The organism is Devosia sp., from assembly GCF_035944845.1.
Taxonomy (GTDB): Bacteria; Pseudomonadota; Alphaproteobacteria; order Rhizobiales; family Devosiaceae; genus Devosia_A.
On sequence record NZ_DASZAW010000068.1, the window covers coordinates 19,909 to 46,474 of the forward strand.

Below are 26,566 nucleotides of genomic sequence, written 5' to 3' on the forward strand. Positions count from 1 at the left end.
GGAGGGCGGCGGAGAAGGGAAGAGGAGGGCAGGCTGAAGCAGACGGCCTCTCCCTCAGCGGCAATCGGCAGTAGGCAGTCGGCAGTCGAGGTCCCGACTGCCGATTGCCGACTTACGACTGCCGGTCCGAGGCCGGGAGGGGGCCGTCTCTATCAGCCCGACCACCTACACCGGATACCCGAACGCCCGCTTCTCCAACCCTTGCGCCACCAGCGCCCTCGAAAACGCCGGCCAGTTGTCCACCTTGTCGGCCGCCGCCTTCACATGGTCCTGCTTTACCAGCCCGGTCGTCGTTAGCGTCGCCGGGACCTTCAGCGTCACGCCGACCTGCGCTGCGGCGGCCGAAAAACGCCGCAGCACCCCCTCGGGCGGCTGGTCGATATCGGTCTCGTACCGGAGGATGGGAGAGGGCAGGAAGCGCCGGTTCAGCCAGTTGCGCCAGCGATCGTACCAGCGCTCCTGTGCGTCCATCCAGGCGGCGAAATCGGCGATGTCGAGGTTGAGCCGCACCGCGGAGGTGTCGACCTCCTGCCACTTGTGCACGCTGATCGCCTTGCACCAGCTGACATAGGCATCGATCTGCCGACGCACCACGAAGATCACCCGCACGCCCGGCCGCGACAGGATCATCTGCTCGACCGTCTCCGGTTCGAGCGTGTCGTGCCAGAGCTTGAAGGCGAGGACGCGCTTGTGTTCGGCGCGGGCTGCGGCAACTGCCTCATCGAGCACGTGGTCGGGCTCGATCCGTTCGGCGAGGCTGTTGAACAGTTCCGGGAAGGTCCTGAGCTCGGCGAAGTTGCCGCCGAGCTGCATCAGGTGATTGGCCCCGGTGCGGGGGCCGGTGATCAGGCAGAGTGTATCCAGCACCCGATCACCTGTCGCGTCAGCTGGCCTTGCCGCCCGCTGGTTTCTCTTCAACCTTCGGCTTGCGCTTGAAGCTCGCCACGATGTTGCCGAGCAGGTCCACTTCGGCGCCGTGGCGCTTCATGATGAACCATTGCTGCGTCACCGAGAGCAGGTTGTTCCAGGCCCAGTAGATCACGAGGCCGGCGGGGAACGAGCCGAGCATGAAGGTGAAGATGATCGGCATCCAGTTGAAGATCATCGCCTGGGTCGGATCCGGCGGCGGCGGGTTGAGCTTCATCTGCACCCACATGGTGATGCCCATGATCACCGGCCAGATCCCGAGGTGCAGCAGGCTGCCCACTACCGGCACGGCGACCGGGTTCCACGGGATCAGGCCGAACAGCGTGAAGATGTTGGTCGGGTCGGGCGCCGCGAGGTCGACGATCCAGCCGAAGAACGGAGCGTGGCGCATCTCGAGCGAGATGAAGATCACGGTATAGAGCGAGAAGAACACCGGGATCTGGATCAGGATCGGCCAGCAGCCAGACAGCGGATTGATCTTCTCTTTCTTGTAGAGCTCCATCATCGCCTGCTGCTGCGCCGGGCGATCGTCCTTGAAGCGCTCCTGGATCGACTTCATTTCCGGCTGCACGCGCCGCATCGCCGCCATCGAGGCATAGGAGCGGTTGGCCAGCGGGAAGAACACCGCCTTGACGATCACCGTCACCGCGAGGATGGCGAGGCCGAAATTGCCCAGGATCCCGTAGAGGAACTGCAGCAGGTGGAACATCGGCTTGGTGATGAAGTGCAGCCAGCCCCAGTCAATCAGCAGTTCAAGCCGGTCGAAGCCGTAGGTCTTTTCATAGCTGGCGATCACGCCTTCGCGCTTGGCGCCGGCGAACAGGTAGGTCTTGTTTTCGGCGGTGCCACCGGCCGGCACCAGCACCGGCGTCGTCTCGACGAAGCTGGTCTGGAAGACGTTCTGCGCGCCAGAGGGGGTGGCCGAGAAGCGCGCGTTGAGCGGGGCGCCCGGCACCGACAGCACCGCCGTCGCCCAGTATTTGTCGGTGATGCCGACCCAGCCACCGGTGGTGCTGGTGACGTCGATCTGCTTGTCGTTGACCACGTCGTCGTATTTCTTGGAGACGAGGTTGTTCGAGCCGAGCACGCCGAGCGGGCCTTCGTGTTGCACGAAGAAGTTCTGCACGTGCGGCTTGCCCTGGCGCACGATGCGCGAGAACGGGTAGAGCGCCACGTCGCCCGAGCCGGTGTTCTCCACCGACTGCGCCACCGTGAACAGGTAGTTGTCGTCGACGCTGATGGTGCGGCGGAAGATCAGCCCGGCGCCATTGTCCCACTTCAGTGTCACCGGCGTTGCGACCGTCAGCGTCTCGGCGTCGCCCTCGACCGACCACACCGTGGTCTCGGTCGGCGTTGCAGCGGTGCCGCCGGCCGCCGGCACCCAGCCGGATTCGGCGTAGTAGCCACCCGGCGCGCCCGACGGGATCAGCAGCGTAATGATCGGGGAGTTAGGGTCGACCGTCTCGGTGTACTGCTTGAGCTGCAGGTCATCGAGGCGAGCCCCGGTCAGGTTGATCGAGCCTGCGAGCGACGGCGTGTCGATCTTGACGCGCTGCGGCGTAGCGGCGAGCGCGGCGGTGCGATCGGCAAACGAACCGACGGCCCCGGTTGCGGCGGTCGCTGCAGGCGTCGAGCCATCGGCAGCCGGCGTCGCGAGGCTGGTGTCGGTCGCCGCTGCCTGCTGCGCCTGCTCGATCTGGGCGCGCTTCTGCGCCTGCTCCAGTTGCGGGCCGGCAATGAAGAACTGCCATCCGAACAGCACCACGACGCTGAGCACGATCGCAATGATCATGTTGCGGTTGTTATCGGACTGCATCAGCTCTTCTTCTTCAGATGGACTTTGGAAATGGCGGCGGCCAGGTCGTTGACCAGCTGGCCGTACGAAATGCTCAGCGCCTCGCGGCGGCCGACCAGCACGTAATCATGTTGGGGTTCGAACCCGCTCGCGCAAGCCTTCGCGGCAGCCCTTAGGCGCCGGCGGATGCGGTTGCGCTCGGGCGAGTTGCCCATCTGTTTGGTAACCGTGAAGCCGATCCCCGGCAGATCGAGCTCGCGTGCGTTCGCCTGCAGCGAAAACGCAGCGCGCCCGACGCGTTGGCCTCGGGCGGCTTTCAGGAATTCGGACCGGTTCTTGAGGCGCCGCAAGGCGCCGTCCCGTGGCATGGCCGTGTTCACGGCCAGCGCCTTAGGCCGAGAGCTTGGCGCGGCCGATCGCACGGCGGCGGTTCAGGATCTTGCGGCCGTTCTTGGTCGCCATACGGGCGCGGAAGCCGTGGCGGCGAGTGCGGACGAGCGTGCTCGGCTGGAAGGTGCGTTTCGACATACGATCTGACCACGCCGGCGCGCGGTTCCTCTTATACTTGAGAGCAGCAAGGTGCTTGCCGGCCGGGCCCTGCTCTGGGCGCCTTCGGCAGATTGGGGCGGTGTATAGGGAATTGGTTCGGTGAAGTCAACGCGGCGGCGATGCGGCAGAACGGCATGGTTCCACCCGGAAATCCGCGGATTTCCACACTGCCTTGATCCTGCCCACTATTGTCGGGCGGCAAGCGAATGGTATTGAGGCGCGGGGCCTTAGTCGAGAGAGCGAGATTGGCCGATATCCTTACGCCCGACCTCTGCGTCATCGGGGCCGGATCAGGCGGCCTGGCCGTCGCTGAAGCGGCTCGCGCCTATGGCGCCTCGGTGGTGCTGGTCGAGAAAGCCCGGATGGGCGGCAACGCCCTCAATGCCGGCGCGATTCCGGCTAAAGCACTGGTCGCGGCTGCTGCGCACGCCCAGGCGATGCGCGACGGCGCCGCCTTCGGTATCGCTGCGGACGAACCCAAGATCAACTTCCGCAAGGTGCACGACCATGTCGAACAGGTGATCGCTGCGCTCGCCCCGCGCGATGCTGCCGGTCGGCTCGCGGCGCAGGGCGTCGACATCGTTCGCGGCGCGGCGCACTTCATCAACCGCAAGGCGCTGTCGGTCGGCGATACCGAGATCCGTGCCCGCCGCTTTGTTATTGCCACCGGTGCGCGCCTGCCGGTGCCGTCGATCCCCGGGCTCGACGCGGTGCCGTATTTCACCAGCGAGACCATTCTCGACAACACACGCAAGCTCACCCACCTCGTGGTGATCGGCGGCGGCCCCGTCGCGATCGAACTGGCGCAGGCCTATGCCCGGCTCGGCACCGAAGTCACGGTCGTCGAGAACGGCCCGCTGCTCGCGGGGTTCGACCCTGAACTTGCCGACATCGCACTGAAGCGGCTGGCCGAAGAGGGCGTCAGCCTCCGCCCGCATGCGACTGTCACCGCCATCCAGGCCCGCTCCATGGGCATCGGTGTCGCCGTGCAGAGCGGCGAAGCCGATCAGTTGCTCGATGCGTCGCACATCCTCGTTGCCGCCGAGCGCCTGCCCAACCTCACCGGCCTCGATCTCGATAAGGCCGGCATCCGGATGAGCAAGGCCGATCCGCGGCTGCTGCAGCTCACCGCCGGCCTCAGGACCACCAATCCACGCGTCTATGCGGTGGGCGATGCCGCCGGCGGGCAGTCGGTGCAGGCGGCGGTGCGCCAGGCCGATACCGTCGTTCGCAGCGTGCTGCTCGGCGCCATGGCCAAACCCGACGCCCTGCGGGTTCCCCGGGTCGTCTCCACCGACCCCGAGCTCGCTGAAATCGGCCTCAACGAGGCGCTGGCCCGGTCGCGGCATGGGATCGGCTTCCGGGTCACCCGCTGGTCCTATGCCGACAACGATCGGGCCCGCGCCGCCCGTGCGACTTATGGCCTCGCCAAGCTGCTGACCGATCGCTCGGGCTGGATCATCGGCGCCGGGGTCGTCGGCCCGGGCGCTGGCGAGCTGGTGTCGCTGTTTTCGCTCGCCATGACGGGCCAGCTCAGGGCCGATAAGCTTGCCGAGCTGGTCGCGCCCTATCCTTCTTATGCCGAGATCGCGGTGCGGCTCGGCGAGGCGTTCCGCCGCGGCGAGACAACCAAGCCGCTCATCCGGCAGTGGATCGGCCTCAACAAGCTGCTCGGCTAGCTCCGTTTGTCATGCGTTGACGCTGGAAAGCGACGGCTTTCCCCGCTAATCATCGCTCAATGGCCAAACAAAACCGCGCGATGCCGGGTCCGTTCTCCGGGCTCTCCGTCAAGATCATCGCCACCATCATCGTGGTGATCCTCGCGGTCGAGATCGTCATCTACCTGCCATCGGCGGCAAACTTCCGCCAGAGCTGGCTCAACGACCGGCTGCGCGTCGGCGTCGTGGCGGCCCGCGTGCTCGATGCGGTGCCCGACGCCATGAACCTGCCGCGCATGCTGACCGACCGGTTGCTCACCTCGGCCGGGGCGCTGGCCATCGTCTACCGCCGCGAAGGCCAGAGCCAGCTGATCGAACTCGAGAACGTCACCATGCCGCGCGCGGCGGTGACGGTGGACCTGCGCCAGCGCGATCCGGCCTCGCTGATTCTCGGCGCGCTCGAGACGCTGGTGCTCGGCTCGAATCGGACGCTGCGCATCGTCGGCGAAGAGGATGGCATGCCCGACCGGGTCATCGAGGTGCTGATGCCGGAGGCGCCGCTGCGCCGCGAGCTGCTGCTCTATTCGCGCAACCTGTTCTTCCTGTCGCTGATCCTCGCCATCATCACGTCGGCCGTGCTCTACGTGTTCGTCTCGCGCATCCTGATCGCGCCGATCCGCCGGATCACCGGCAACATGGTGGAGTTCTCCGAGGCGCCCGAGAACGCCGCGCTGATCGTGGCTCCCTCCGATCGGCGCGACGAGATCGGCATCATGGAGCGCGAGCTCGCGGCGATGGAATCCGACATCTACTCCATGCTGCGCCAGCGCCGGCACCTTGCCGATCTCGGTCTCGCCGTCGCCAAGATCAACCACGACCTGCGCAACACCCTCACTTCGGCACAGCTGCTTTCCGATCAGGTGGCAAATCTCGACGATCCCAAGGTGCAGCGCCTCGCTCCGCGCCTGGTGCTGTCGATCGACAAAGCCATCGGCTTTGCCCAGTCGGTGCTCGACTATGGCCGCCAGAGCGCCACGCCGCCGCGTCCCGTACCGGTCGACCTGCACCTGTTGCTCGACGAAGCCGCATTCGACGCCGGTCTCGTCGGCCACCCCGCGATTCGCTGGACCAACCACGTGCCCGACGCGGTGTCGATTTCCGCCGATCCAGACCAGTTCGCGCGCATCTTCGACAACCTGCTGAAGAACGCCCGCGAAGCGCTCGAGGCCGCCGGCGGCAAGATCGAAAACCCGGAGGTCGAGGTCACTCTCACCGAGACGCCTGAGTGGCTGACACTGTCGGTCACCGACAACGGCCCCGGCCTGCCGCCACGGGCCCGCGAGAACCTGTTCGTCGCCTTCGAGGGCTCGGCCAAGGCTGGCGGCACCGGGCTCGGCCTCGCCATTGCCCGCGAATTGACCGAAGCGCATGGCGGCAAGCTGGGCTTCGTCGACCAGCCGCTGGGCACCCGCTTCGACGTCACGCTGCCCCATTCCATCCGCATCGCCTGAACTGTCATGGCGACGTCAATTTCCCTGCGTGTCGATGCTTGCAATGCTGCAGCGGCCCATGTATGGGTCTCGCCGTTCGCCGGAACACCACCGGCCGTGCGCGCCCTTAGCTCAGCTGGATAGAGCACCAGACTACGAATCTGGGGGTCAGGAGTTCGAATCTCTTAGGGCGCGCCATTCTTTTCCCGTTGCACATCAGTGACTTAGGTGCGAGGAATCGCGGCGGCGGCCAGGGCGCGAGGACCGGCGTGTCGCTTGAAATCTTGGAAACTCATTCCGAACCAAGCCGGCTTTAGGACCGACATGCTCGGTTACGGAAGTCCCCGAAAGTCGGTTCGGGCTGTCCGAAGCAGGTCGGACTGGCGATAGGCCAGGGGTCGAATTTCTCCCCGGCGACAGCGGGCTCGGGAAGTGCCCCAAGCCTCGGCCTCGGGCGCGCGCCAGCTCCGTTGCAAATGACGATCAGGCGTCGCTCATCGAGAAGCCAAGGGGGGAGGATATGCCGCCAGGCTGGCGACTTGGGGCGCTCGATACGGTTTGAGCCGAGGGTAGCGAAGTCGGTCATGCGTGGGGCCGGCGAGTTTGCCTTGTCGATCGAGCGCACCGCATAGGCCAGGCAGAATGCCAGTCGTTACCGCAGCACTGACTAGCGCCTAAGCTCACCGGTATAGCGGTCAAGAAGGCCGTCGGCCTCGCAGAAATTCCCGCGCCGGTTGCCGAGCATGTATGTGCCCGCCAGCTTTCCGCTTCCTCGGGCGCCGGCGAAGATGCCAGTACCGCGGGTCACCTGCCACACGCCGCTGTTGGTCGGATCGCATTCCGAAACGTTCACCCGGAAAGCGAGCGTCAGCGTGTTGCCGGCGCCGCAATCGAACTTCTTGCTGCCGTTGAACACCTGCGCGCCGTGTGACTGCGAGGCGCCACCGTTGATGGTGCGGAAAGCGCCCCCTCGCTCACTGCGGCTATCCACGCCTGACCTGTTCGTGCCACGTTGTGGGCATCGGAGGACGCCTATGCCAAGCATGACGCTCGACCACGTTTCCCTGCTGGTCCGCAACCTTGAAGCGAGCTCGAAATTCTATACCGAGGTGATGGGCTTCGTACCGATCCACAACGGTACCGAGAGGTCCAATATTCGTTGGTTCGGCATCGGTGGCATCACCGCACTCCACATCACCGAAGACGATTTCGGTGATACTCGCCTCAAGAAGCAGACGCATTTTGCCGTCTGCGTCGACGATTTCGACGGCTTCGTGGCCGAGTTGCGGGCCAAGGGGGTGAAATTCTGGAGCTGGTCCGAGAAGATCGGCGAAGTCCGGTCGACCCGACGGCTTCCACCAAATCTACCTCGCCGACCCTGACGGCTACTGGGTTGAGGTCAACGACCACAATCGCCACTCAGCGTAACGGATGGCCAGGCGCTCGTCGCCAAGGTGATTGTCGCAGCTCAGGTTCTGGCGCAAAGCGGATGTCGCCTCAGAGCGCGAACCGCGCCTCCCCCCATCGGTCTTCGCCGCCTGATGGGCCGCTTCGGACCCAATGCGAGCGTCATCTTTCGAGGTCAAACTCGATCCGGACACGCCCATCACGGCTGGCGATTGTCGCCTGCACCCCAAAGGCCTCCCGGATGCGCTCTGCGGTGAGCACTTCGACCGGCGTGCCGAACGCGATCAGCTTGCCGCTATGCAGCATAGCCAGGCGATCGCAATAGCGGGCGGCCAGCGTCAGGTCGTGCAGCGCGGCAAGCGTCGTGGTCTTCAGCCGCCGGATCAACTCGAGCAGTTCGAGCTGGTGGCGGATGTCGAGGTGGTTGGTGGGCTCGTCCAGCACCAGGAACGGGGCTTGCTGCGCGAGCGCCCGTGCCACCAGCACGCGTTGCTTCTCGCCCCCCGAGAGGCTGAGGAACGATCGGGTGGCGCAATGGGCCATGCCGACCTCGGCGAGGCAGCGCTCGACGATATCGCGATCGGCCGCGCTGTCGCCATCGAGCAGGCCCTTGTGCGGCGTGCGCCCCATCTGCACCAGCTCGCGCACTGTGAAGTCGAACTCCCCCATCCGCTCCTGCGCCACCACCGCAGTGCGCCGGGCAGCATCGCGAGCCGGGAGCTTCCAGACGTTGTCGCCCAGATGCACGACCCGTCCGCCCGCCGGCTTCAGCACCCGATAGATGGCCCGCAGCAGCGAGGATTTGCCCGAGCCATTGGGTCCGACGAGGCCGACGAACTCGCCCGGCTGGAGGTCGAACAGCACCTCATCGACCAGCCGCTTGCCCTCGATCTCGACTGAGAGGTCTTCGATGGAAAGCTGGGTCATGAGGCGTCTCGCGATCTCCAGCGCTGGCTGACCAGCATCCAGACGAAGAATGGGCCGCCGAGGAGCGCGGTGATAACGCCGACCGGCAACTCGATCGGCGCGAAGGCCATGCGGGCGACGACGTCGACCCAGACCAGGAAGATCGCCCCGACCAGCACCGAGACCGGCAGCACGCGCCGATGGTCGGTGCCGACCAGCATGCGCACGACGTGGGGAATGACGAGGCCGACAAAGCCGATGGCGCCTGACACCGCCACCATCACGCCTGTCAGCAGCGACAGCACGATGAAGAGCGTGACGCGCAGCCGGCCGACATCGACGCCGAGCGTCCGAGCCGTATCATCGCCGACCAGCAGCGCATTGAGCGCCCGGCCGCTGAGCGACAGCCACAGGGTACCGAGCAACAGCACCAGCGCCGGCAGGCCGAGATCCGGCCATGCCGCCCCACCGAGACTGCCGAGCATCCACTCCATGGCGGTCCGCGCCAGCTCGCGGTTCTCGGAGGTGAGCACGATAAGGCTCGTCAGCCCCGCCAGCGAGTAGCCACAGGCCATGCCGGCGAGGACCAGCCGCAGCGGCGAGAGTTGCCCGCCCGCGACAGCGATGAGGAACACCAGCGTGAACGACATGATGGCGCCGGCGAAGGCGCCGGCCGAGACCGCATAGATGCCGAGAGAGCCGAGTGCGCCGGTACCGAGCACCAACACCGCGCCAACCGAAGCGCCCGATGAAATGCCGAGCACATAAGGATCAGCGAGCGGGTTGCGCACGACGGCCTGCATGGCGACGCCGACGGCGGCGAGCCCGGCCCCGACCACAGCGGCCAGCAGCACGCGGGGGAAGCGCAGCATCCAGACGATGTTCTCCTGCGCGCCCGTCCAGTCGCCGGTGGTGCCGGTCAGCTTGGCGAAGGCGATCTGCCACACCGTCAGCATGGAGAGGTCTACCGGCCCGATGGTGACCGCCAGCGTCAGCGACAGCAGCAGCGCTGCCGCCAGCCCCGCGCCGACCACCGGGAGCGGCAAGTTGCGCAGATGCTCCCGCCAGCTGGCGGGAGCATTGCTCGCAACGATCGTCACTGGAAGAGGTCCGGATAGAACCCGGCCGCCAGAGTGCGCACTGCGTCGGGGTTGCGCACACCTTCGAAGGCCGAGGGTAGCGGCAGGACGACGAAGCGGTCGTTCTGGATCGCCGGCACACTGGCCAGCGCCGGATTGTCCTTGAGCAGCGCGATCTTGGCCTCGGCGCTGGTCTGGCCGTAGTCGTTGATGACGATCACGTCCGGCGCGCGAGCGACCGCCTCTTCCCAGCTCACATTCGACCAGGTCTCGTCCAGATCGGCAAAGACGCTCTCGCCGCCGGCGAGTTCGATCAGATGGGTCTGCAGCGCCTTGCCGGTGGTGTAGATGGCGTCCTCGCCGCTGTCATAGACCAGCACCTTCACCTTGGGCCGGCCGGCTGCGGCGATGACATCGGTCACCTCGGCGATCTCGCCCTTGATCTTGTCGATCAGCGCCGTGGCAGCCGGCTGAATGTCGAAGATCAGGCCGAGGTTGGTGATATCCTCGTAGACATCGGCCATGGTGGCGCCCTTGATCAGCGTGCCCTTGACGACGTAGGCGTTGATGCCGAGTTCCTTCAGCTTCTCGGCAGGCGCCACCGCCGTATCGCGGAAGGCGCTGAGGCGGCCGAAGGCAAAGTCGGCATTGGTGCCGAGCACCACCTCGAGCGAGGGCGATCCGGTGCCGTCCGAGAGGATCGGGATCGCGTCATAGTCGGCCTTCAGCGTGTCGAGGATCGGGTGGTTGAGATAGGCGGTGCCGACCATTTTCGGCGCCAGTCCCAGCGACAGCGCCAGTTCGGTCACGTGCCCGTTGAGCGTGACGGCGCGTTCCGGCGCCTTGTCGAAAACCAGCGTGTTGTCGCCGTTCTGGATGGTCAGCGGATAGGTCGTCGACTGCGCGACGGCGATGGCCGGCAGCGCGGCGAACAGCGCGGCCGCCCAGAGGGATTTGAGCTTCATTCGTCTTCTCCTGTTGCAAGGGTGAGGTCGGCCGGCGTGTCGAGTGGAGCGACGCGATGGACAATGAGTTCGGGGACGGGCTCGCCGCGGCCGATGACCATTTCGACGAAGCGGGCGACAGCCTCGCCGTCGAGCAGTCGGTACCATTCGCCGCGCGGATAGGCGGCGAGCAGCGGGCCCTGGTTGCAGGGGTAGAGGCAGCCGGACGTCGCCACGAGGCACTCGCCGCCCAGTCCGGTGCGGGTGAGCTCTTCCGCGAGCGCGAGCTTCAAATTGGGCGCCCCGCGGAAATGGCAGCGCGGGCCGGTGCAGACAATCAGATGGTGCCTGAATGGTGGAGGCCGGTTCCAGCCCGGTTTGCCCAGGCTCGGCCGCTCCTCGACTGCAATCGCCTCGGCCCGGCCGGCGTCGACAGCCATGCCGACAATATCGCGGATGGTCTCGTCGGCGATGGCCTGGTCCGGTCCGAGCAGCAGCGTCACGTCCGGCCGCTGCCGCTCCTGCCGCCAATGCGCCAGCACCCCCGGCAGCCATGCCGCCAGGCTTTGCGAAAACGGCAACCCAAGCGGCTGCACCAGTATGGTGCGATGGCCCTGGGCCACCAGCTCATCCAGAGCATCGCCCAGGTGCGGTCCGGTGCCCTCCAGCCGAACCAGCCGCGCCGGCACCGGCGAAGCCTCGGCCACCAGAGCCGCCAGCTCGCGCTGCCGCCCGGCACTCAGATGCTGCTGGGAAACGCAGACGATGACGCAATCAGGTCGGGGCATTGGAAACGAAATCCGGTGTGGCTGGGGAGGCAACGCGAGGCCGCTCTCGCGGCGGCACCGGCGGGGTTGGGTGGGAATTGGCCAAGGCGGTGGAGGTCGAACTGGTGCAACCGAAATGCTCTGCGGCGGTCATCGTCGCCGCAGGTGCTCAAGCGGTTGCCACTGCTCCTGACGGCGCAGAGATGCCATCGAACGGCCACAACACCTGCGGGCCGGTCGTGTAGCCGAACACTGCCGACGATAACGGCATCAGGTCGAGCCATCAGAGCTTCTCCGGACTGGAGAAGGCTCACATGTCGCCAATGCCACGGAATCCGTGCCTGGTCTCAATCGCGCCCCCTGCCGGGACACCTCGCCCGGCTACATGGTCTTGCGCTCTGGGCAGGTCTCCTGGCTCGCGGCTCGGATGTGACGGCAGCCTTCCCAACTCCAGTACGGAGTCAGTGGCGATGTGCAGTCACTTGCCGCTTACAGTTGCGAGGGCAGCCACGGTCTTGGCCCCTGATGGGTAATCCGCACCGTGTTCCCTTTTAATCCGCGCCTATGGCGGAACCGAAAGCACGAGCAACCTCTATGATTCGGGGGCGGGGATTCAAGCCAGTCGCGGTGTCGGCGTAAGGCGCAAAGCGGATATCGCTTGTCGGTCGTTGGTGGCTTCTGTTGCGCGTGCCCACCGTCAGCAAACGGCCTTTTTCGTAGACCAACTGAGCGGAGTATTATGCCTCGGATCACTTGGACAGCAATTGGAACTGCGATCGGCGCAGGCATCGGAGTCGGTATGCAAGAGGTTGGCGTCGGTATCGGGATTGGCCTGGCGATCGGCCTCGGCCTCGCAGAGGGGGCGACGAAGGCTCTTGAGGTGGCTTGGCACAGGTCGTCGGGCGCACACGCGGCATGCAACCGGGAGGCGACGCGCATCTGTTTGGCAGACCCCATGCCGCCGTCGCGAGAACAGCGTGGAATCTCGTTCCAATTGCCCGCGCTTTTCAGAGAATGATCTGTGACCTTTGAGAACGTTTTCTTGGCGATGGCCATGGTTCTGGGCATTTCGGTCGGGACGGCCATTGTCCGCCGACACGGTGCGCATCGGATACCATTGCTCACCCTTGTCGTCGCAATGCTGACTGTTGCCGGCTTCACGCTCCAGGTCCTGCAGCCTGGCACGCTTGAAGCCCTCCAGCGCAACAGCTCCGCGATAGCGGCAGGGCAATGGTGGCGTCTCCTGACCACGCTCTTCGTGCAGGATGGCGGCTGGGCCGGCTTCCTGTCCAACCTTGCCGGACTGGTGCTGGTGGGCGCGCCAGCCGAGCAACTGGTGAGCAGGCGGGTCTGGACGGGGCTCTACTTCGTGCCTGCGTTCGTTGTTGAACTGATCGCGCTTTATTGGCAGCCCGTTGGCGGCGGCAACTCCATCGCCTGGATGGCGCTGGCCGGAGCGGTGTGGATTTTGGCCCTACGGCGCAAGGGTGGGCTGACAATATCCCTACTGAGTGGGGCCGGCCTTGTGATCGGCGTTCTGCTCTCCGCGGTGGGCAATATCCACGGACCGGCCATCCTGCTTGGTGCCATGCTTGGGTGGGCCGTTGCCGTGATGCATCCGGATGCAATTTCAACAGATGAGGTGAGGCGAGAATGATCGAGAATGAAATCGGCGATCTTGGCGCCGCGGTCGAGCGCTTCATCGCAACATCCGATTCCGGAAATATGGCCGAGATCGAGAGGATCTATGCGAAGGACTTCCTTTGCCTGCGTGCACCGGACACTGGGCAGGCGATGCGTTTGCCACGCGATACCATGCTGTCCATACTGGCGTCCGGGACCAATCCGCAAAGGTGGAGCGGCACCACCTCGATCGACAGTGTCGAAATCATCGACGGACTCGGGGTGGTCGTGCTCCGGAGAGAAAAGGATGTCGGCCACGGGCCAGAGGTTATGTTCTATTGCCTGATCTGGCGCCTCGATGCCGCTGGCTGGCAGTTCGTGCGGGAGTATGTCCACCAGCACGCTTTGCCTGGGGCGGTGGTTCGCCAGGACGAAGGGACGACGACCTGACGCGGGCCCTGACGCTAAAGCCGGACGAGCCGCCGAGTGCCGCGTCATGCAGACAGATCGAAGCGAGCCAGTGTGCCGCCGCTCAACAGACCCAGCTGCCTGCCTTCTGAGTCAAAGGCAAGGGTGGTGATCGGCTCCCCGCCGGCGTCGCGCGGCGGCAGCATTGCAAAGAACAGTCAGGCGGGCGCCCGGCGCCGCCTCGACTTGAGGGTGTCGAAGAAGCTGTCGAGTGCTGCCTCGTCGATGCCGTCCGCGATGAGGACGAGGCGCGTGCGGCGGTCCTCGCTGGGCCAGCGCTCGAGCCGCACCGGCGGGTGGAAGATGTCCTGCACCAGATGCACCAGCATCGGCCGCTCCGGGTCGTCGTCGAGCGCCACCAGGCCCTTGAGCCGCAGCAGGCGCGAGCCCGCGGCGCGGCGCAGCACATCGATGAAGGTGACCAGTTCGCGGGCCGAGACCGGCTCCTCCATCACCATGCTCTTGGTGTAGATGCCGGAGTGGCGCCCGAGGCCTGCTACAGGCGAGATCGCCGGCTTGGCAAAGGCGCGGGAGATCGGGCTCTCGGCGGCGAGCCAGGCAACAACATCGCTGCTGCGCCCGCTGGCGCCGTATGAGCCGGCGGAAAGCAGCGTCTCCGGCTGGGCCAGTGGCGCCTGCACATCGACGACATGGGCGCCGGGATTGATCCGGGCAATCAGTTGATCGAGCGCATGACGACGCTCGGCCTGTTCGTGTGCCAGCAGGTCGGATTTCGTCAGTGCGATGCGGTCCGCGAAGGCCAGTTGCTTGTGGCCGAGGATGCGCTCCTCCACCGTCGCCGCGCCGCGCACGGCATCGAGCGTGGTGATCACCGACGCCAGGCTGAAGTATCGCCCGCCGATCCGGTAGGGCGAAGCCAGCAGCATCTGGTTGATGATCGGCGCGGGGTCGGCAAGCCCCGTGGTCTCGATGACGACGCGCTCGATGCGGCCGGTCTTGCCCTCGTCGATGCCGTCGGACAGGCGCGCCAGTGTCGAAACGATGTCGTTGCCCGGCTCGCAGCAGATGCAGCCGGTGGAGGTTTCGGCGAAGGTCATGTCCTCGCCGTCGACCTGGACCAGGTCGTTGTCGATCGGCACGTCGCCAAACTCGTTGACGATGACCGCCGTTCGTGGGGCGCCGGGTGCGATCATCCTGTTGAGCAAGGTGGTCTTGCCCGACCCCAGAAAGCCGGTCAGCAGGAAGACGGGGATCGGCTCGGCCAAGCCAGGTTCAGGATCGGACATCGGGGACCATCGTGAAACTGGGCGCCGGACGGGCCGGCGCCCGAGGGTGGCTATTTGGCAAGCGCTGCCGCGATGAGGTCGACGTTGTGTCGGAACATGTCGGCATAGGTCGCCGCCGGTCCCGAAGCGTCCGAAAGCGACTCGACGAACAGCTCGCCGCCGGGCTCGGCCCCCGTGGCACCCGCGATCTGCTGCACGAGGCGCGGATCGTTCGAGCTCTCGAAGAAGTACGCCTTCACGCCTTCGGCCTTGATCTGGTCGATCAGTGCCGCGACATCGGCGGCTGAGGCTTCCGTCTCGGTGGAAACCCCGACCGGGGCCAGGAAGGTGATGCCATAGGCGTCGCCGAAATAGCCGAAAGCGTCATGGCTGGTGAGGATGCGGCGGTCTGCCTCGGGCACCGTATCGAACCTGGAGCGGGCGTAGGCATCAAGCTCCTTGAGCTTGGCGAGATAGGCATCGGCATTGGCGGCGAAGGCCTTTGCGTCCTCGGGATCGGCTGCCGCAAGCGCCTTTTCGATATTGCCGACCCAGATCTCGACATTGGCCGGGCTGTTCCAGACATGCGGGTCGGTGACGGTTTCGCCGTCTTCCTCGAGCTGGCGCGTCGGAATGCCCTCGGACGCGACGACCGGCGTGCCCTGATAGCCGGAAGCGCTGATCAGGCGATCGAGCCAGCCCTCGAGGCCGAAACCGCTGACGAACACCACGTCCGCGGCCTTGAGGTTGCGGGCGTTGTCGGGCGTCGGCGCAAACTCGTGCGGATCGCCGCCCGGTCCGACCAGCGAGGTTACCTCGACATGCTCGCCGCCGACCTGTTTGACGACGTCCCCCAGCACCGAAAAGCTGGCAATGGTCTTGAGCGTGGCGGCAGACGCCGAGGTGATGCCCGCGACGAGAATCGCGGCGGCGAACCCCAGACGCACGAGAGGATTGAATGGTTTCATGGCGTTTCCTTTCGGGAATCAGCCTGCGCTTTGCAGGTTTGGGAGGAGCCGCCGCAGCCATCCCGAGGGCGCGACGAGGAGCGAGGCGCCATAGAAGATGCTGGCGGTAAGGATGATCGTCGGCCCCGAGGCAAGACCCAGGTGGAAGGAGGCGATGAGGCCGACAAACCCCGAGACGGCCGCCACGGCGGAGGCGATGACCACCATCGCGGGCAGGCTGGTTGCCCAGAGCCGGGCGACAGCCGCCGGCAACATCATGAGCCCCACGGCCATCAGCGTGCCGAGGGCCTGAAAACCCGCCACCAGATTGAGCACGACGAGGAACAGGAAGAGGAAATGGTACAGCGAGCCACGCCCGCCGACGGCCCGCAGGAAGCCCGGGTCGAAGCACTCGGCAACGAGCGGCCGGTAAACAATCGCGAGGATGACGAGGCTCGCCGAGGCGATCGCTCCGACCAGGTAGAGCGCCGGGGCATCGATCGCCAGGATGGTGCCGAACAGCACGTGCAGCAGGTCGATGTTCGAGCCGCGCAACGACACGATGAGTACGCCGGTGGCGAGCGACGCCAGATAAAAGCTCGCAAAGCTCGCGTCCTCCTTGAGCGCCGTGGTGCGGCTGACGAGGCCCGACAGCAGGGCGACCGCGAGCCCGGCCGCGACGCCGCCGATGCCCATGGCGGTCAGGCTGAGTCCCCCCGCGACGAGGAAGCCGATGGCGGCGCCCGGCAACACGGCATGGCTCATGGCGTCGCCGACCAGGCTCATGCGGCGGAGCAGAAGAAGCACGCCGACCGGTCCGGAGCCGAGCCCCAGGCAGAGACAGGCGATGAGGGCCCGCCGCATGAAACCGTATTCGACGAACGGAGCCAGCAGCAGATCGTAGAGCACCGTCATGCGGCCCCTCCCATCCCGGAAAAGCCAAATCCGCTGTCCGGCCAGGCCTCTGCCATTGCTCTGGCGTCCGTGAGGTTGGCGCTCGTCAGGGTCTCGGAGGTCGGACCCCACGCAATTTGTCGCTTCGCCAGCAGCAAGGTGTTCGGGAAATGCGCCCGCACCTGTTCGAAATCGTGCAGCACGGCGATGACCGTGCGGCCGTCGCTGTTCCAGCGCAGCACGATGTCGAGCAGGTCTCGTGTCGTGCGGGCGTCGATGGCCGTGAAGGGCTCGTCGAGCAGGATGACCCTGGCGTTTTGCAGCATCAGCCGGGCGAACAGCACACGCTGGAACTGTCCTGCAGAAAGCGTCCCGATATGGCGCCGTTCGAAACCCTCGAGCCCCACCGCCGCCAAGGCATCGCGAGCCGCCGCAGCGACCGCTCTGGATGCGGCTCCGAAGGCGCCGATGGCGCGCCACGCCCCCATCAGCACGGTGTCTGAAACCGATAGCGGAAAACTGCGATCGACCTCCGCCGCTTGAGGCAGGTAGCCGAGGTCACGGGTGCCCAACTGGTCGCGGGCGATACGCCCATGGGTCGGCGTCAGTTCACCGACGATGGCCTTGAGCAGGGTGGACTTGCCGGCCCCGTTGGGCCCGGCAATCGCCGTCAGGCTGCCGGCCGCGAAGCTGCCGCTGATATTCGCCACGGCCTGCTCGCGCCCATAGGCGATCGACACGTCGTCAAGGGTGATTGCCGCGCTCATGGCAGGGACACTGCCCAGGCGATCAGCAGCCAAAGCGCGGCCAGCACGCCAACCACGCCGGCGAGCCGGACCCACACGGGCCTGGCGAGAAGCGACGACACGAAGATGTCGCCTTCGAGGGCGGTTCGGACTTTGTCTCGGGGCATCGTCACACCGCTTCCGATCGGCACGCGACGCACAGGCCTGAAACCTCGAGCGACAGGTTCTCGACTTCGAAGCCGGCGCCGGCCAGCCGGCTGCTGATCTCGTCGATCGCCTCGTCGTCGAACTCCTGGACCGTCCCGCAATGTTTGCAGATGAGGAAGCCGGGGCGCGACGTCGCGTGATGGCGGTCGCACAGCACGAAGGCATTGAGGCTCTCGACTCGGTGCACCTTGCCCGAAGTCATCAGCTGCGACAGGGCCCGGTATACCTGCACCGGCGCCTTGATCGTCGTGCCCTCGAGCTCGTGCAGGATCTGATAGGCCGTCAGCGGGCGGGCCACCACCTGCAGCACCGAGAAGATCTCATCGGCGTTGGCGCTGAGATTGGAACGGGTTCTCAATTGGCCAGCTCCCGCTGTGGGCAATCCGGATGGAGCAGTCGTCGCTTGTAATGTGATAACATATCAAGATCCAGTCTGTTCGTGCGTAATGATATAACGTACTATCCCGGGCTGGGCGCGGGGCAGAGGGCCACCGCGCCGTTGCAAGGAGCAAACACATGCAAAGACCCCTGCTGATCGGCCTCACCCTGGCCCTGATGACCAGTGCAGCCCCGTCATTGGCCGAGGAAGCAAGTGCCTGGCGCCTGTTCGTCGCCGACCACTCCGACCCGCTGGTCACTGCCCTCGATGTCGAATCCGGCAAGACCATCGGTCAGTTCCAACTGAAGGGGCCGGCGACGCTCTATGCCACTCCCTCCAAGGGCGGCGTCTATGCCGTGCAGACCGAAAGCAACCAGGTCACGGCCATCGCGACCGGCATCGCCATCGAGGATCATGGCGACCACGGCGACCTGAAACTCGGCGACCCCGCGCTGATCGACGTTGCGCTGGAGGGTGAGCGCCCGGTCCATTTCGTCCCGCACGATGGCCATCTCGCGATCTTTTTCGACGGCACGGGCACAGCCAAGCTCGTGCACGAGGACGACTGGCTCGAAGGCGAGATCGAGGGCCACGACTTCCATACGGCGGCGCCGCACCATGGCGTCGCGGTCCAGGTCGGCGACCATCTCGTCATTTCCGAGCCGAATGCCGCCGATCCATCGGCGCTGCCCGTCGGGGTGCGGGTGCTGGATCACGATGGCAAGGTGGTTGGTGCACTGCATGACTGCCCGGACCTGCATGGCGAGGCTTCTTCGGGTGACACGCTGGCCATCGCCTGCGCAGCCGGGCTGCTGCTCGTCAAGCAAGCCGCAGCAGGCCCCTCGATCGAGTTGCTGCCCTACTCGGCCGATCTGCCGGAGGGCAAGTCGACCACGCTCCTCGGCGGCGTCGGCCTGCAGTACTTCCTCGGCAATTACGGGGCGGACAAGGTCGTCATCGTCGAGCCGGGCGCCGAGGCCGCCTTCCGTCTCGTCAACCTGCCGACGCGCCGCGTGCATTTCGCCGTCGATCCGCAGCGGGTTCGGTTCGCCTACGTATTCACCGAGGATGGCAACCTGCACGAACTCGACGTCGTCGACGGCGCGATTACCCGCAGCCTGAAGCTCACCGAACCCTACTCGATGGACGGCGAATGGAGCCTGCCGCGACCACGCATCGCCGTGGCGGGTGGGGACATTGCGGTGACCGATCCGCTCAAGGGGCTGATCCACATCGTCCATGCCGAAGACTTCGAACTCGAGAGCGACATCGCGCTCGACGGCAAGCCCTTCAACATCGTGGCGGTCGGCGGCTCGGGCGAAGACCACGGCCATCATCACCACCACTGAGGCCTTCGCTCCTCCCGGCCAGCCGGGAGGAGCTCTCCTTTTCTGAGGATCTCCAATGAAAAAGCTCCCCGTAACCGTGCTCTCCGGATTTCTCGGCGCCGGCAAGACCACGCTGCTCAACCACATCCTCAACAACCGCGAAGGTCGCCGCGTCGCGGTGATCGTCAACGACATGAGCGAGGTGAACATCGACGCCGAACTGGTCCGCGACGGCGGCGCTAATCTCAGCCGCACCGATGAGAAGCTGGTCGAAATGAGCAATGGCTGCATCTGCTGCACGCTGCGCGACGACCTGCTCGTCGAGGTCAAGCGGCTGGCCGAAAGCGGCCGTTACGACTACCTGCTGATCGAGGGCACTGGCATCGCCGAGCCGCTGCCGATCGCCACCACCTTCGATTTCCGCGACGAGCGTGGAGAGAGCCTGTCCGACCTGACGCGGCTCGACACCATGGTGACGGTGGTCGATGCGGCGAACCTGCTCAAGGACTACGCTTCGCACGACTTCCTGCGCGATCGCGGCGAGATCGCCGGCGAAGGGGACGAGCGCGCCCTGGTCGACCTCCTGGTCGAGCAGATCGAGTTCGCCGACGTCGTCATCCTCAACAAGGTCTCGACCTCAACGCCCGAGCAGCGGGATGCGGCGAAAAAGATCATCAAGGCGCTGAACCCGGATGCCAGGCTCATCGAGACGGATTTCTGCGACGTGCCGCTCGACGAGGTGCTGGACACCGGGCTGTTCAGCCTCGAACGAGCGGAGACGAACCCGCTCTGGTTCAAGGAGCTCAACGGCTTCAAGGACCACATCCCCGAGACCGAGGAATATGGCATCCGTTCCTTCGTCTATCGCGCCCGTCGGCCCTTCAACCCGATGCTGCTGCAGAAGTTCGTCAGCAAGACCTGGCCGGGCGTGGTCAGGGCCAAGGGCTTCTTCTGGCTTGCGACGCGGCCCAGTTTCGTTGGCGAGCTCAGCCAGGCCGGGGCTTTGGTCCGCACCGGTCGCCGCGGTATGTGGTGGGCGGCAGTGCCCCGGCAGCGTTGGCCGGATGATACGGAATGGCGAGCCTCGATGGCGCCCTATCTCGATCCCATCTGGGGCGATCGGCGGCAGGAGCTCGTGTTTATCGGCGCCGACCCCATGGACGAGGCTGCCATCCGCCGCGACCTCGACGCCTGCCTCATTCCGGCCAATCGCTTCACCCCCGAGCAGTGGACCAGCCTCGCCGACCCCTTCCCGAGCTGGACGGCAGCGTGATCCCAACAGGAGCAAGCCCCGCGATGCCCGGATCGATCCGGGCGAATATTGTCCGCCAGCGCGGGCCTCGAGCCCGCCGGTGGGTCGCGTGGACTCTTCGTCTTCGCGGACCTTGCGGGTGTTTTGCGCAAGCTGCCATAATCGGATTGGCACCTGGGGGCGCTCGCCATGAAGGTCAACGTCGTCTATGCGCATCCGGCGGCCGACAGCTACCAGGCGTCGTTGCACCAGCGGATCCTGCGCACGCTCGACGCCATGGGCGACGAGGTCATCGATTTCGACCTTTACGCGATGAAGTTCGACCCGACGATGGGCGAGGTGGAATGGCACGGACACAACGACCCACCACAGCCGCCGCCGCAGGACCTGAAGGTCTATATCGACGCGCTGAAATGGGCCGACGCCTGCGTATTCTGCTTTCCCACCTGGTGGTTGGGCATGCCGGCGATCCTCAAGGGTTATTTCGATCGCGTATGGCGTCCGGGCGTTGCCTTTGAACAGCCGCCGGGCGGAGGTCTGATCAAGCCGGCTCTGCTGAACCTTACTCGGATGGGCGTGGTCACCACCTGCGGCGCGCCCTGGTTCTACAACAAGCTGTTGATGCAGGATCCGGCGAGAAAAGTGCTGCTGCGCGGGCTGAAGGCCACCTGCGGCGGCCTCGGCGTGAAGCACGTGTATCTCGCGCAGCACTCCGTTTACGACATCTCGCCGGAGGCGCGGGAAAAGTTCGCGCAGAAAGTCGAACAGCGGTTCGCCCGGTTCTGAAGTGCGGGCCGGTAAGGACGGCACCGCCCAGGCTGCTCCAGTCGGCCCGGGTTTGAAGGGGCAAAGCATATCAATCTGCTCCCATCAGCCGCCGGTACTCAGCTTCCGCAAGTCCGTAGGAACGGTCCGCGCGATCAACCAGCCGCTTGCGGTCGAGGATGACCAGATGCCCGCGAGTCGAGCGGATCAGGCCCTCGCCCTCGAGCAGCTGAAGGGCGAGGGTAACGCTGGAGCGTCGCACTGCCAGCATCGTGGCGAGCAGATCATGGGTGATGTGAAAGTGCAGCCCTAGCCGGTCCGATACCATCAACAGCCATCTTGCCAGCCTTTCGCCCAACAGCGCCTGCCCATTGGTCACCGAGGTGGCCGTGATCTGGATTTCGAACGCACGGTAGTATCGAGCGAGAATGGTCGAGAAGGCCTCCGACTGTTGGAGCGCAAGCCGCACTTGGTGAATTGCCGCGCGATAGGCAGTCCCGGCAGCTTGAGAGAATGTCTCGAATGGGGACTGACTGTCCCCGGTTACCACGAATGGGCTGGTGACTCCTTCGCGCCCGATCAGCCCAACTTCGATGGCGCCGCGTCCAATCTGCGCCACAACCGACGCCATGCAATCTTCAGGAAAGTACAGCGCATCCACGGGAGCGTTCGCCTCATGGAACTGTTGACGCAGGGCAACGTCAACCAACTCTAGATCGAGCAGTGCGCGGTCGTCCGGAGAGAGCTGTTTCAATAGAAAATTCTGAAATGAAGCGTCGGACAAAGTGCTCTCCCGCGTTTTGGGGGCAAGGCACTTCGCATCTCCTGGCCGTCCGAGCCCGGCAAGCCTACAACCGATGCGTCAGTTTGCTATTGGAAAGCGCCTGCTTTAGGGCCTTGGTCAGCTACCGTACCAACTACGTTCGGTCGCGCCGGATTTCCAATGACAGACTGATGTTGCTTCGTTCTCGAACGCTGAACCCTCGGTGTCGGCATGGGTGCCGGGCTCATCAGAAAAGTCGAAGAACTAGCGATCCATAGTGGTTAGCCAGGTCGGCTGGCTAACGTCAGTCGCCGGGGTGCCATGCCCACGACGCGGTGAGGGCGACGCCGGCAACACGTTCTGCTGTTTCACAGAAACTCAGACCCGCGTAAGCTACATGAGTTCGGATCGCGTCCACAACCAATCCGAACAGACGGGTGCTCTGAAGCCACCAGCATCAGAGCACCCGTTGCTGTCAGAACGGACAGGTTTCGCGTCCACATCAGAACTGCCCGGTTTTCGCGCCCCCTTTGGATCAGGGCGCACCGAGGCCGTTATGGCAGCCAGCCTCAACGTCACTATGGTCGAGATGGAAGAGTCTGGATACCGACTGTCCGGTTCACGACATTTGCGCGGTTGCACGTTGAATCGGTTCAGCTATTTCTTCCCGAGCGGCCGTGGGGTGGCGTTTCGGGGGGCCCTGCGCCAGTCCAGCTGTTCTCGGTTTCCGGCATCGCACCGGCCCGCGTCGACCCCACCTCGAGCATGCCGAGAAACGCCGGTCCACACCGGCGGCAGGTTCGGGCTGCTTCCGGCCCTTACTTGTCCGGCTCGCCTCCCGGATCGAAGGCAACCAACCTGCCATCGACATCGACGATCGTTATGTCGCTTGCCCCCGATAGACGCAGATCGCCGAGCAGTCTTGTAAGCTCAGCTTGCGTCGTCGCTTCCAAGCGCCCCGCGCCGGTCAGCATCCGGAAGGTGATGAAATAGGCCGTGGGGGGGCGCGTGTCCTCAGGCCGCTTGAAGAACCGCCAGGTCATGATGCCGGAGCGGCGCCGGGAGCCTGCTCAGGATCGCAGAGCGTGACACTGTGCGATACTAAACCGCCTGTTGGCCGCCACCCAAAGGCAGCTGCAGGTCTATCCTCCAGCAATGGCGGGCGCTCATGTGCCGCTTCCTGGGCTTTCAGTGCGCTGTTCGCCACTATGGTGACGTCGCGGGTCGTGTCTACAGTGCCGTCATCGAGCACCGGCTGAACGAAATAATGCTCAAGTGGTCCCAAAGCAGATCGCCTAGTTTCAAAGGGTGATGGAGACGCCCGCGCCTGGCTGCGGGTATCACGCGAACGACTCCATCGCTGCGGAGAGCGCGCTATGACACGCTCACCCAAACACCTCGCCAGTCCCGAACTATCCTCCCTACGGTACCCAGGACCGCCCACACGAGGCGCTTTCGCGATGGAGGACTCCCATCACGACGGGGTTGCGGCGGTCATGCACGGGAATGCCTGAGGGCAAAGGCCACTAAGCCCTCTGTAACCGCCAAACCGATAGTCCGACACACTGGTGCGAGGGTAAAGTTGCAATTTGGTCACGGTGCAGCCGCGATCCTGCCACCAATTGGCCGCGACTGGTCAGCCACTTCAGCACAGCAAGACCGGAACCTGGCAGGCGCGAAGGAACTCCGAGGTAAGGCTGCCCAGGATCATCGATCTAAGCCTAGAACTGCCGAACGCACTCACGGCGAGCAGGTCGATCTCATCAAGCACGACCCGCTCCGGAACGACCGTCTGAGCCACGCCCGGCTCGATCCTGGTTTTCACTTCGAAACCGGCGTCTCTCAGTTTCGTCTCGGCCTGCTCGAGTGTCTGCAGCGCAATGTCGGTGCGGTCGCCGACATGCAGCAGATCGAGGGGATAGTTCGGTACAACACCGCTCGCGAGGGTGTTCACCGCCGGAGCGGCGGACTCGACCTCTACCGCCACCATCATGCGCTTGATCGGCCTGAAGCTGCGCGAAACCGCCAGCACGGGAACCTTGCTGCCGCGGGCCAGACGCTCGAGGTTCGAACCGAGCGGCAATCGCGCCAGGTCGGCCTGCTCGCCGCGCTTGCCCATGATGATGATCGAAGCTGGCGAGGCGGCATGCACCATGGTCCGAGAGATGTGTCCCTCCAGCAGGCGTGTACTGACATCGTAAACGCCGGCCTCGTTCAGCAGCCTGCGGGCCTGATCCAGCCGCTCGCGACCCTGGCGCGCCAGCTCGGCCACCTTGGCGTCGAGAGTATCGTCCTGGTGAAGCAGCATGGCGCCCCCCGGGTGGACGGGCGCGAGGTTGGACGCCGCGAGCTCATTCGGCGAAACGATATTGACCAGTTCAACGCTGGCCTGCTTCTCGCGCGCCAGCCAGACCGTGTGGTCGATGACGCTGTGCGCGTAGAGGGACAGGTCGATGAAGGCCACGATCTTCATGATGCGGCCTCCAGCACTGGGGATGCGACTGACGGCGACCTCGCGCCGTGCCGCGCCAGCGCTCCGATCACCCGCCTTGCCGTGATGCGGCCGATCTGCCCGCCGGACGCATCGAGCACGCCCACCCATTGATGCTCGGCGAACAGCGGCAGCACATCCTCACACCGGGCTTCGGCAGGCACCGCAATCGAACACGGCTCGGATTCACCCACGTCCATGATGGTGCGGACACGGATGGCCCTGGCCTTGTTCACGTCGCGTACGAACTCTTCGATATGCTCGTTGGCCGGATTGAGCACGATTTCTTCAGGTGCGCCCTCCTGCTGGACGGCGCCATCCTTCAGCACGGTGACCCGATCGCCGATCTTCAGGGCCTCGTCGAAATCATGGGTGATGAACAGGATCGTTTTGTTGAGCGTCTTCTGCAGGCTCACCAGTTGGTCCTGCATCCCCGATCGGATCAGCGGGTCGAGCGCCGAGAACGCCTCGTCCATGAGGATGATGTCGGTGTCGAGCGCCAATGCCCGAGCCAGCCCGACCCGTTGCTGCTGTCCGCCCGACAACTGGCGCGGTCGGGCGTTCTCGTAGCCCGAAAGGCCGACGATCTCGATCCATTTGCGCGCCTCGGCTTCCCGCTCGGCCCTGGCTACACCGCGGACCTCGAGGCCGTAGGCGACGTTGTCGACGACCGAGCGGTGGGGCAGCAGGCCGAATTTCTGGAACACCATGGCGACGCGGGTACGCCGATACTCCCGCAGCTCGCCGAGCGACATCGCCAGAACGTTCGTGCCGTAGACACTGATGTCGCCGGCGGTTGGCTCGATGAGCCGGTTCACGTGTCGGATCAGCGTCGATTTGCCTGAGCCGGATAGCCCCATGACGACATGGATCTGTCCCCTCGCAACCTGCATCGACACCCCATCAAGTCCGACGACATGGCCGGTCTCGGCTTGCAGCTCGGCTTTCGACATCCCCCCTTGCAGTGCGGTGAAAGCTTGCATCGGCGCAGGGCCGAAAATCTTGGTCACGCCCGTCATGGCAATGGCCGTGTCGGTTTGCATCGTCGTCATGTCCGCGCCTCCGAAACCCCTACGCGTGCCTGCAGCCGCCTGCCGAACGCCTGTGTGATCCGGTCGAACACGATGGCGAGCACCACGATGCCGAGGCCTGCGAACAGCCCACGGCTGACCTCGAGTCGCCCGATGCCCTGCAGCACCTGGTAGCCGAGGCCGCCGGCGCCGATCATCGAGGCGATCACCACCATCGCCAGTGCCATCATGGTCGTCTGGTTGATCCCTGCCAGGATGGTCGGAAGGGCGAGCGGAATCTGCACGCCAAGCAGCCGTTGCGTTGGACTGGTGCCAAAGGCCCGGCTTGCTTCCATCACTGCAGGGTCGACGGAGCGCAGGCCGAGGTCGGTCAGGCGTACCAGTGGCGGCGCCGCGTAGACGATGGTGGCGATCAGCGCCGGGATCTTTCCGGGCCCGAAGATCATGACGGTGGGGATCAGATAGACGAAACTCGGCAGCGTCTGCATCAGGTCCAGCACCGGGGTGAAGAACTGCCGCACGCGCGCCGATCGGGACATCCACACGCCCACCGGAATCGAGATGACGATCGCGGTGAGTGTCGCGGCGATCATCAGCGCTGTCGTGCTCATCGCATCCCTCCACAGGTCCATCACGCCGAGGAAGAGCAGCGAAACCAGCACGGTCGCCGGCAGCGGCCAGCGCCGGGTGGCCAGCCATGCGATGCCGGTGAGCAGGGTGATGATCAGCCACCAGGGGGTGGCGACGAGCAGGGCCTCGATGGCATTGAGCAGAAGCAGCAAAGGCCGCGCCGCCGCCTCGAAGGCGCTGCCCCAGTTGGTGACGACCCAGCCGAGGGCGTCGTCTACTCCCCGGCGTAGCGGTCTTGTGTCGATGAGTTCGGGAAACATTGGTTTCTGTGCCTGGTGAAATGGCCGCACCCGG

General features: G+C 65.2%; 28 protein-coding genes, 1 tRNA gene and 1 riboswitch. Of the genes, 9 read left to right on the forward strand and 20 right to left on the reverse strand.

Translation table 11 applies throughout. From position 1 onward, the window contains the following. Positions 1-165: 165 nt before the first annotated feature. The 4 genes from VGV07_RS12610 to rpmH are packed head-to-tail and all read right to left on the reverse strand — an operon-like array spanning position 166 to position 3,250. The gene (locus tag VGV07_RS12610; protein WP_326869054.1) at positions 166-867 is read right to left on the reverse strand and encodes a hypothetical protein; all 702 of its coding nucleotides are present in this window, start codon (positions 865-867) and stop codon (positions 166-168) included. A gap of 16 nt (positions 868-883) precedes the next feature. Further along, entirely contained in the window at positions 884-2,743 is a 1,860-nt protein-coding gene (gene yidC / locus VGV07_RS12615; RefSeq protein WP_326869055.1) for a membrane protein insertase YidC, read from the reverse strand. Beyond that, positions 2,743-3,102 carry a ribonuclease P protein component gene (rnpA, locus tag VGV07_RS12620; RefSeq protein ID WP_326869056.1) on the reverse strand — a complete coding sequence of 120 codons (360 nt, stop codon included), beginning with the start codon at positions 3,100-3,102 and terminating at the stop codon, positions 2,743-2,745. Before rnpA ends, yidC begins: the two co-directional genes overlap by 1 nt. 10 nt (positions 3,103-3,112) lie before the next feature. Next, positions 3,113-3,250, reverse strand: coding sequence for a 50S ribosomal protein L34 (rpmH, locus tag VGV07_RS12625; RefSeq protein WP_055047796.1), 138 nt, complete (start codon positions 3,248-3,250; stop codon positions 3,113-3,115). A gap of 266 nt (positions 3,251-3,516) precedes the next feature. Between rpmH and VGV07_RS12630 the strand changes: the two genes are divergently transcribed. From VGV07_RS12630 to VGV07_RS12640, 3 genes are all read left to right on the forward strand, one after another. Beyond that, on the forward strand, positions 3,517-4,950 hold the full coding sequence (locus tag VGV07_RS12630; RefSeq protein WP_326869057.1) for a dihydrolipoyl dehydrogenase family protein: 1,434 nt from the start codon (positions 3,517-3,519) through the stop codon (positions 4,948-4,950). 59 nt (positions 4,951-5,009) lie between these two features. Further along, entirely contained in the window at positions 5,010-6,440 is a 1,431-nt protein-coding gene (locus tag VGV07_RS12635) for a HAMP domain-containing sensor histidine kinase (protein ID WP_326869058.1), read from the forward strand. Positions 6,441-6,540: 100 nt separating this feature from the next. Then, a tRNA-Arg gene (locus VGV07_RS12640) sits at positions 6,541-6,617 on the forward strand. 469 nt (positions 6,618-7,086) lie between these two features. On the opposite strand, the gene VGV07_RS12645 is transcribed toward VGV07_RS12640, so the two are convergent. Next, on the reverse strand, positions 7,087-7,410 hold the full coding sequence (locus VGV07_RS12645) for a hypothetical protein (protein ID WP_326869059.1): 324 nt from the start codon (positions 7,408-7,410) through the stop codon (positions 7,087-7,089). Between the two features lie 43 nt (positions 7,411-7,453). On the opposite strand from VGV07_RS12645, the gene VGV07_RS12650 reads away from it, so the two are divergent. Next, a complete protein-coding gene (locus VGV07_RS12650; RefSeq protein ID WP_326869060.1) occupies positions 7,454-7,801 on the forward strand; it encodes a VOC family protein in 348 nt (115 codons plus the stop codon). Between the two features lie 187 nt (positions 7,802-7,988). On the opposite strand, the gene VGV07_RS12655 is transcribed toward VGV07_RS12650, so the two are convergent. From VGV07_RS12655 to VGV07_RS12670, 4 genes are read right to left on the reverse strand one after another with little or no spacing between them, the layout of a single operon-like run. Beyond that, complete coding sequence (locus VGV07_RS12655) at positions 7,989-8,753, reverse strand: ABC transporter ATP-binding protein (RefSeq protein ID WP_326869061.1); 765 nt, start codon at positions 8,751-8,753, stop codon at positions 7,989-7,991. Then, positions 8,750-9,832, reverse strand: a complete 1,083-nt coding sequence (locus tag VGV07_RS12660; RefSeq protein ID WP_326869062.1) for an iron ABC transporter permease — start codon at positions 9,830-9,832, stop codon at positions 8,750-8,752. Before VGV07_RS12660 ends, VGV07_RS12655 begins: the two co-directional genes overlap by 4 nt. After that, positions 9,829-10,776 carry an ABC transporter substrate-binding protein gene (locus tag VGV07_RS12665; protein WP_326869063.1) on the reverse strand — a complete coding sequence of 316 codons (948 nt, stop codon included), beginning with the start codon at positions 10,774-10,776 and terminating at the stop codon, positions 9,829-9,831. The genes VGV07_RS12660 and VGV07_RS12665 overlap by 4 nt, the downstream gene beginning before the upstream one ends. Beyond that, complete coding sequence (locus VGV07_RS12670; protein WP_326869064.1) at positions 10,773-11,543, reverse strand: (2Fe-2S) ferredoxin domain-containing protein; 771 nt, start codon at positions 11,541-11,543, stop codon at positions 10,773-10,775. The genes VGV07_RS12665 and VGV07_RS12670 overlap by 4 nt, the downstream gene beginning before the upstream one ends. 363 nt (positions 11,544-11,906) lie before the next feature. Beyond that, positions 11,907-12,115, reverse strand: a riboswitch (cobalamin riboswitch). Between the two features lie 428 nt (positions 12,116-12,543). Here VGV07_RS12670 and VGV07_RS12675 point away from each other — a divergent pair. Beyond that, entirely contained in the window at positions 12,544-13,179 is a 636-nt protein-coding gene (locus VGV07_RS12675) for a rhomboid family intramembrane serine protease (protein ID WP_326869065.1), read from the forward strand. Further along, entirely contained in the window at positions 13,176-13,595 is a 420-nt protein-coding gene (locus VGV07_RS12680) for a hypothetical protein (protein WP_326869066.1), read from the forward strand. Before VGV07_RS12675 ends, VGV07_RS12680 begins: the two co-directional genes overlap by 4 nt. A gap of 176 nt (positions 13,596-13,771) precedes the next feature. On the opposite strand, the gene VGV07_RS12685 is transcribed toward VGV07_RS12680, so the two are convergent. Genes VGV07_RS12685 through VGV07_RS12710 form a run of 6 tightly spaced genes read right to left on the reverse strand, consistent with a single transcriptional unit; the run spans position 13,772 to position 17,991 of the window. Further along, complete coding sequence (locus VGV07_RS12685) at positions 13,772-14,860, reverse strand: GTP-binding protein (RefSeq protein WP_326869067.1); 1,089 nt, start codon at positions 14,858-14,860, stop codon at positions 13,772-13,774. A gap of 50 nt (positions 14,861-14,910) precedes the next feature. Then, positions 14,911-15,807, reverse strand: a complete 897-nt coding sequence (locus tag VGV07_RS12690; RefSeq protein WP_326869068.1) for a metal ABC transporter solute-binding protein, Zn/Mn family — start codon at positions 15,805-15,807, stop codon at positions 14,911-14,913. 18 nt (positions 15,808-15,825) lie between these two features. After that, positions 15,826-16,701, reverse strand: a complete 876-nt coding sequence (locus VGV07_RS12695) for a metal ABC transporter permease (RefSeq protein WP_326869069.1) — start codon at positions 16,699-16,701, stop codon at positions 15,826-15,828. Then, positions 16,698-17,447 carry a metal ABC transporter ATP-binding protein gene (locus VGV07_RS12700; RefSeq protein WP_326869071.1) on the reverse strand — a complete coding sequence of 250 codons (750 nt, stop codon included), beginning with the start codon at positions 17,445-17,447 and terminating at the stop codon, positions 16,698-16,700. Before VGV07_RS12700 ends, VGV07_RS12695 begins: the two co-directional genes overlap by 4 nt. Then, positions 17,444-17,593 carry a hypothetical protein gene (locus VGV07_RS12705; RefSeq protein ID WP_326869072.1) on the reverse strand — a complete coding sequence of 50 codons (150 nt, stop codon included), beginning with the start codon at positions 17,591-17,593 and terminating at the stop codon, positions 17,444-17,446. Before VGV07_RS12705 ends, VGV07_RS12700 begins: the two co-directional genes overlap by 4 nt. A gap of 2 nt (positions 17,594-17,595) precedes the next feature. Further along, positions 17,596-17,991, reverse strand: a complete 396-nt coding sequence (locus tag VGV07_RS12710) for a Fur family transcriptional regulator (RefSeq protein ID WP_326869073.1) — start codon at positions 17,989-17,991, stop codon at positions 17,596-17,598. Between the two features lie 158 nt (positions 17,992-18,149). Here VGV07_RS12710 and aztD point away from each other — a divergent pair, with 158 nt between their 5' ends. The 3 genes from aztD to VGV07_RS12725 all read left to right on the forward strand — a co-directional run bounded on the left by aztD (position 18,150) and on the right by VGV07_RS12725 (position 21,378). Next, complete coding sequence (gene aztD, locus VGV07_RS12715; protein WP_326869074.1) at positions 18,150-19,361, forward strand: zinc metallochaperone AztD; 1,212 nt, start codon at positions 18,150-18,152, stop codon at positions 19,359-19,361. A gap of 55 nt (positions 19,362-19,416) precedes the next feature. Beyond that, positions 19,417-20,613 (forward strand): zinc metallochaperone GTPase ZigA, encoded by a 1,197-nt coding sequence (zigA, locus tag VGV07_RS12720; RefSeq protein ID WP_326869075.1) that lies wholly within the window; start codon positions 19,417-19,419, stop codon positions 20,611-20,613. Positions 20,614-20,781: 168 nt separating this feature from the next. Continuing rightward, positions 20,782-21,378 carry an NAD(P)H-dependent oxidoreductase gene (locus VGV07_RS12725; RefSeq protein WP_326869076.1) on the forward strand — a complete coding sequence of 199 codons (597 nt, stop codon included), beginning with the start codon at positions 20,782-20,784 and terminating at the stop codon, positions 21,376-21,378. 70 nt (positions 21,379-21,448) lie between these two features. Here the strand turns inward: VGV07_RS12725 and VGV07_RS12730 are convergent, their stop codons facing one another. The 5 genes from VGV07_RS12730 to VGV07_RS12750 form a co-directional block, all read right to left on the reverse strand. Further along, the gene (locus VGV07_RS12730; RefSeq protein WP_326869077.1) at positions 21,449-22,141 is read right to left on the reverse strand and encodes a Crp/Fnr family transcriptional regulator; all 693 of its coding nucleotides are present in this window, start codon (positions 22,139-22,141) and stop codon (positions 21,449-21,451) included. Positions 22,142-22,938: 797 nt separating this feature from the next. Further along, positions 22,939-23,163, reverse strand: coding sequence for a hypothetical protein (locus VGV07_RS12735; protein ID WP_326869078.1), 225 nt, complete (start codon positions 23,161-23,163; stop codon positions 22,939-22,941). A 602-nt stretch (positions 23,164-23,765) separates the two neighbouring features. Beyond that, positions 23,766-24,593, reverse strand: coding sequence for a universal stress protein (locus tag VGV07_RS12740; protein ID WP_326869079.1), 828 nt, complete (start codon positions 24,591-24,593; stop codon positions 23,766-23,768). Continuing rightward, positions 24,590-25,663, reverse strand: coding sequence for a betaine/proline/choline family ABC transporter ATP-binding protein (locus tag VGV07_RS12745; RefSeq protein WP_326869080.1), 1,074 nt, complete (start codon positions 25,661-25,663; stop codon positions 24,590-24,592). The genes VGV07_RS12740 and VGV07_RS12745 overlap by 4 nt, the downstream gene beginning before the upstream one ends. Further along, positions 25,660-26,532, reverse strand: a complete 873-nt coding sequence (locus VGV07_RS12750; RefSeq protein WP_326869081.1) for a proline/glycine betaine ABC transporter permease — start codon at positions 26,530-26,532, stop codon at positions 25,660-25,662. Before VGV07_RS12750 ends, VGV07_RS12745 begins: the two co-directional genes overlap by 4 nt. Positions 26,533-26,566: the final 34 nt, after the last annotated feature.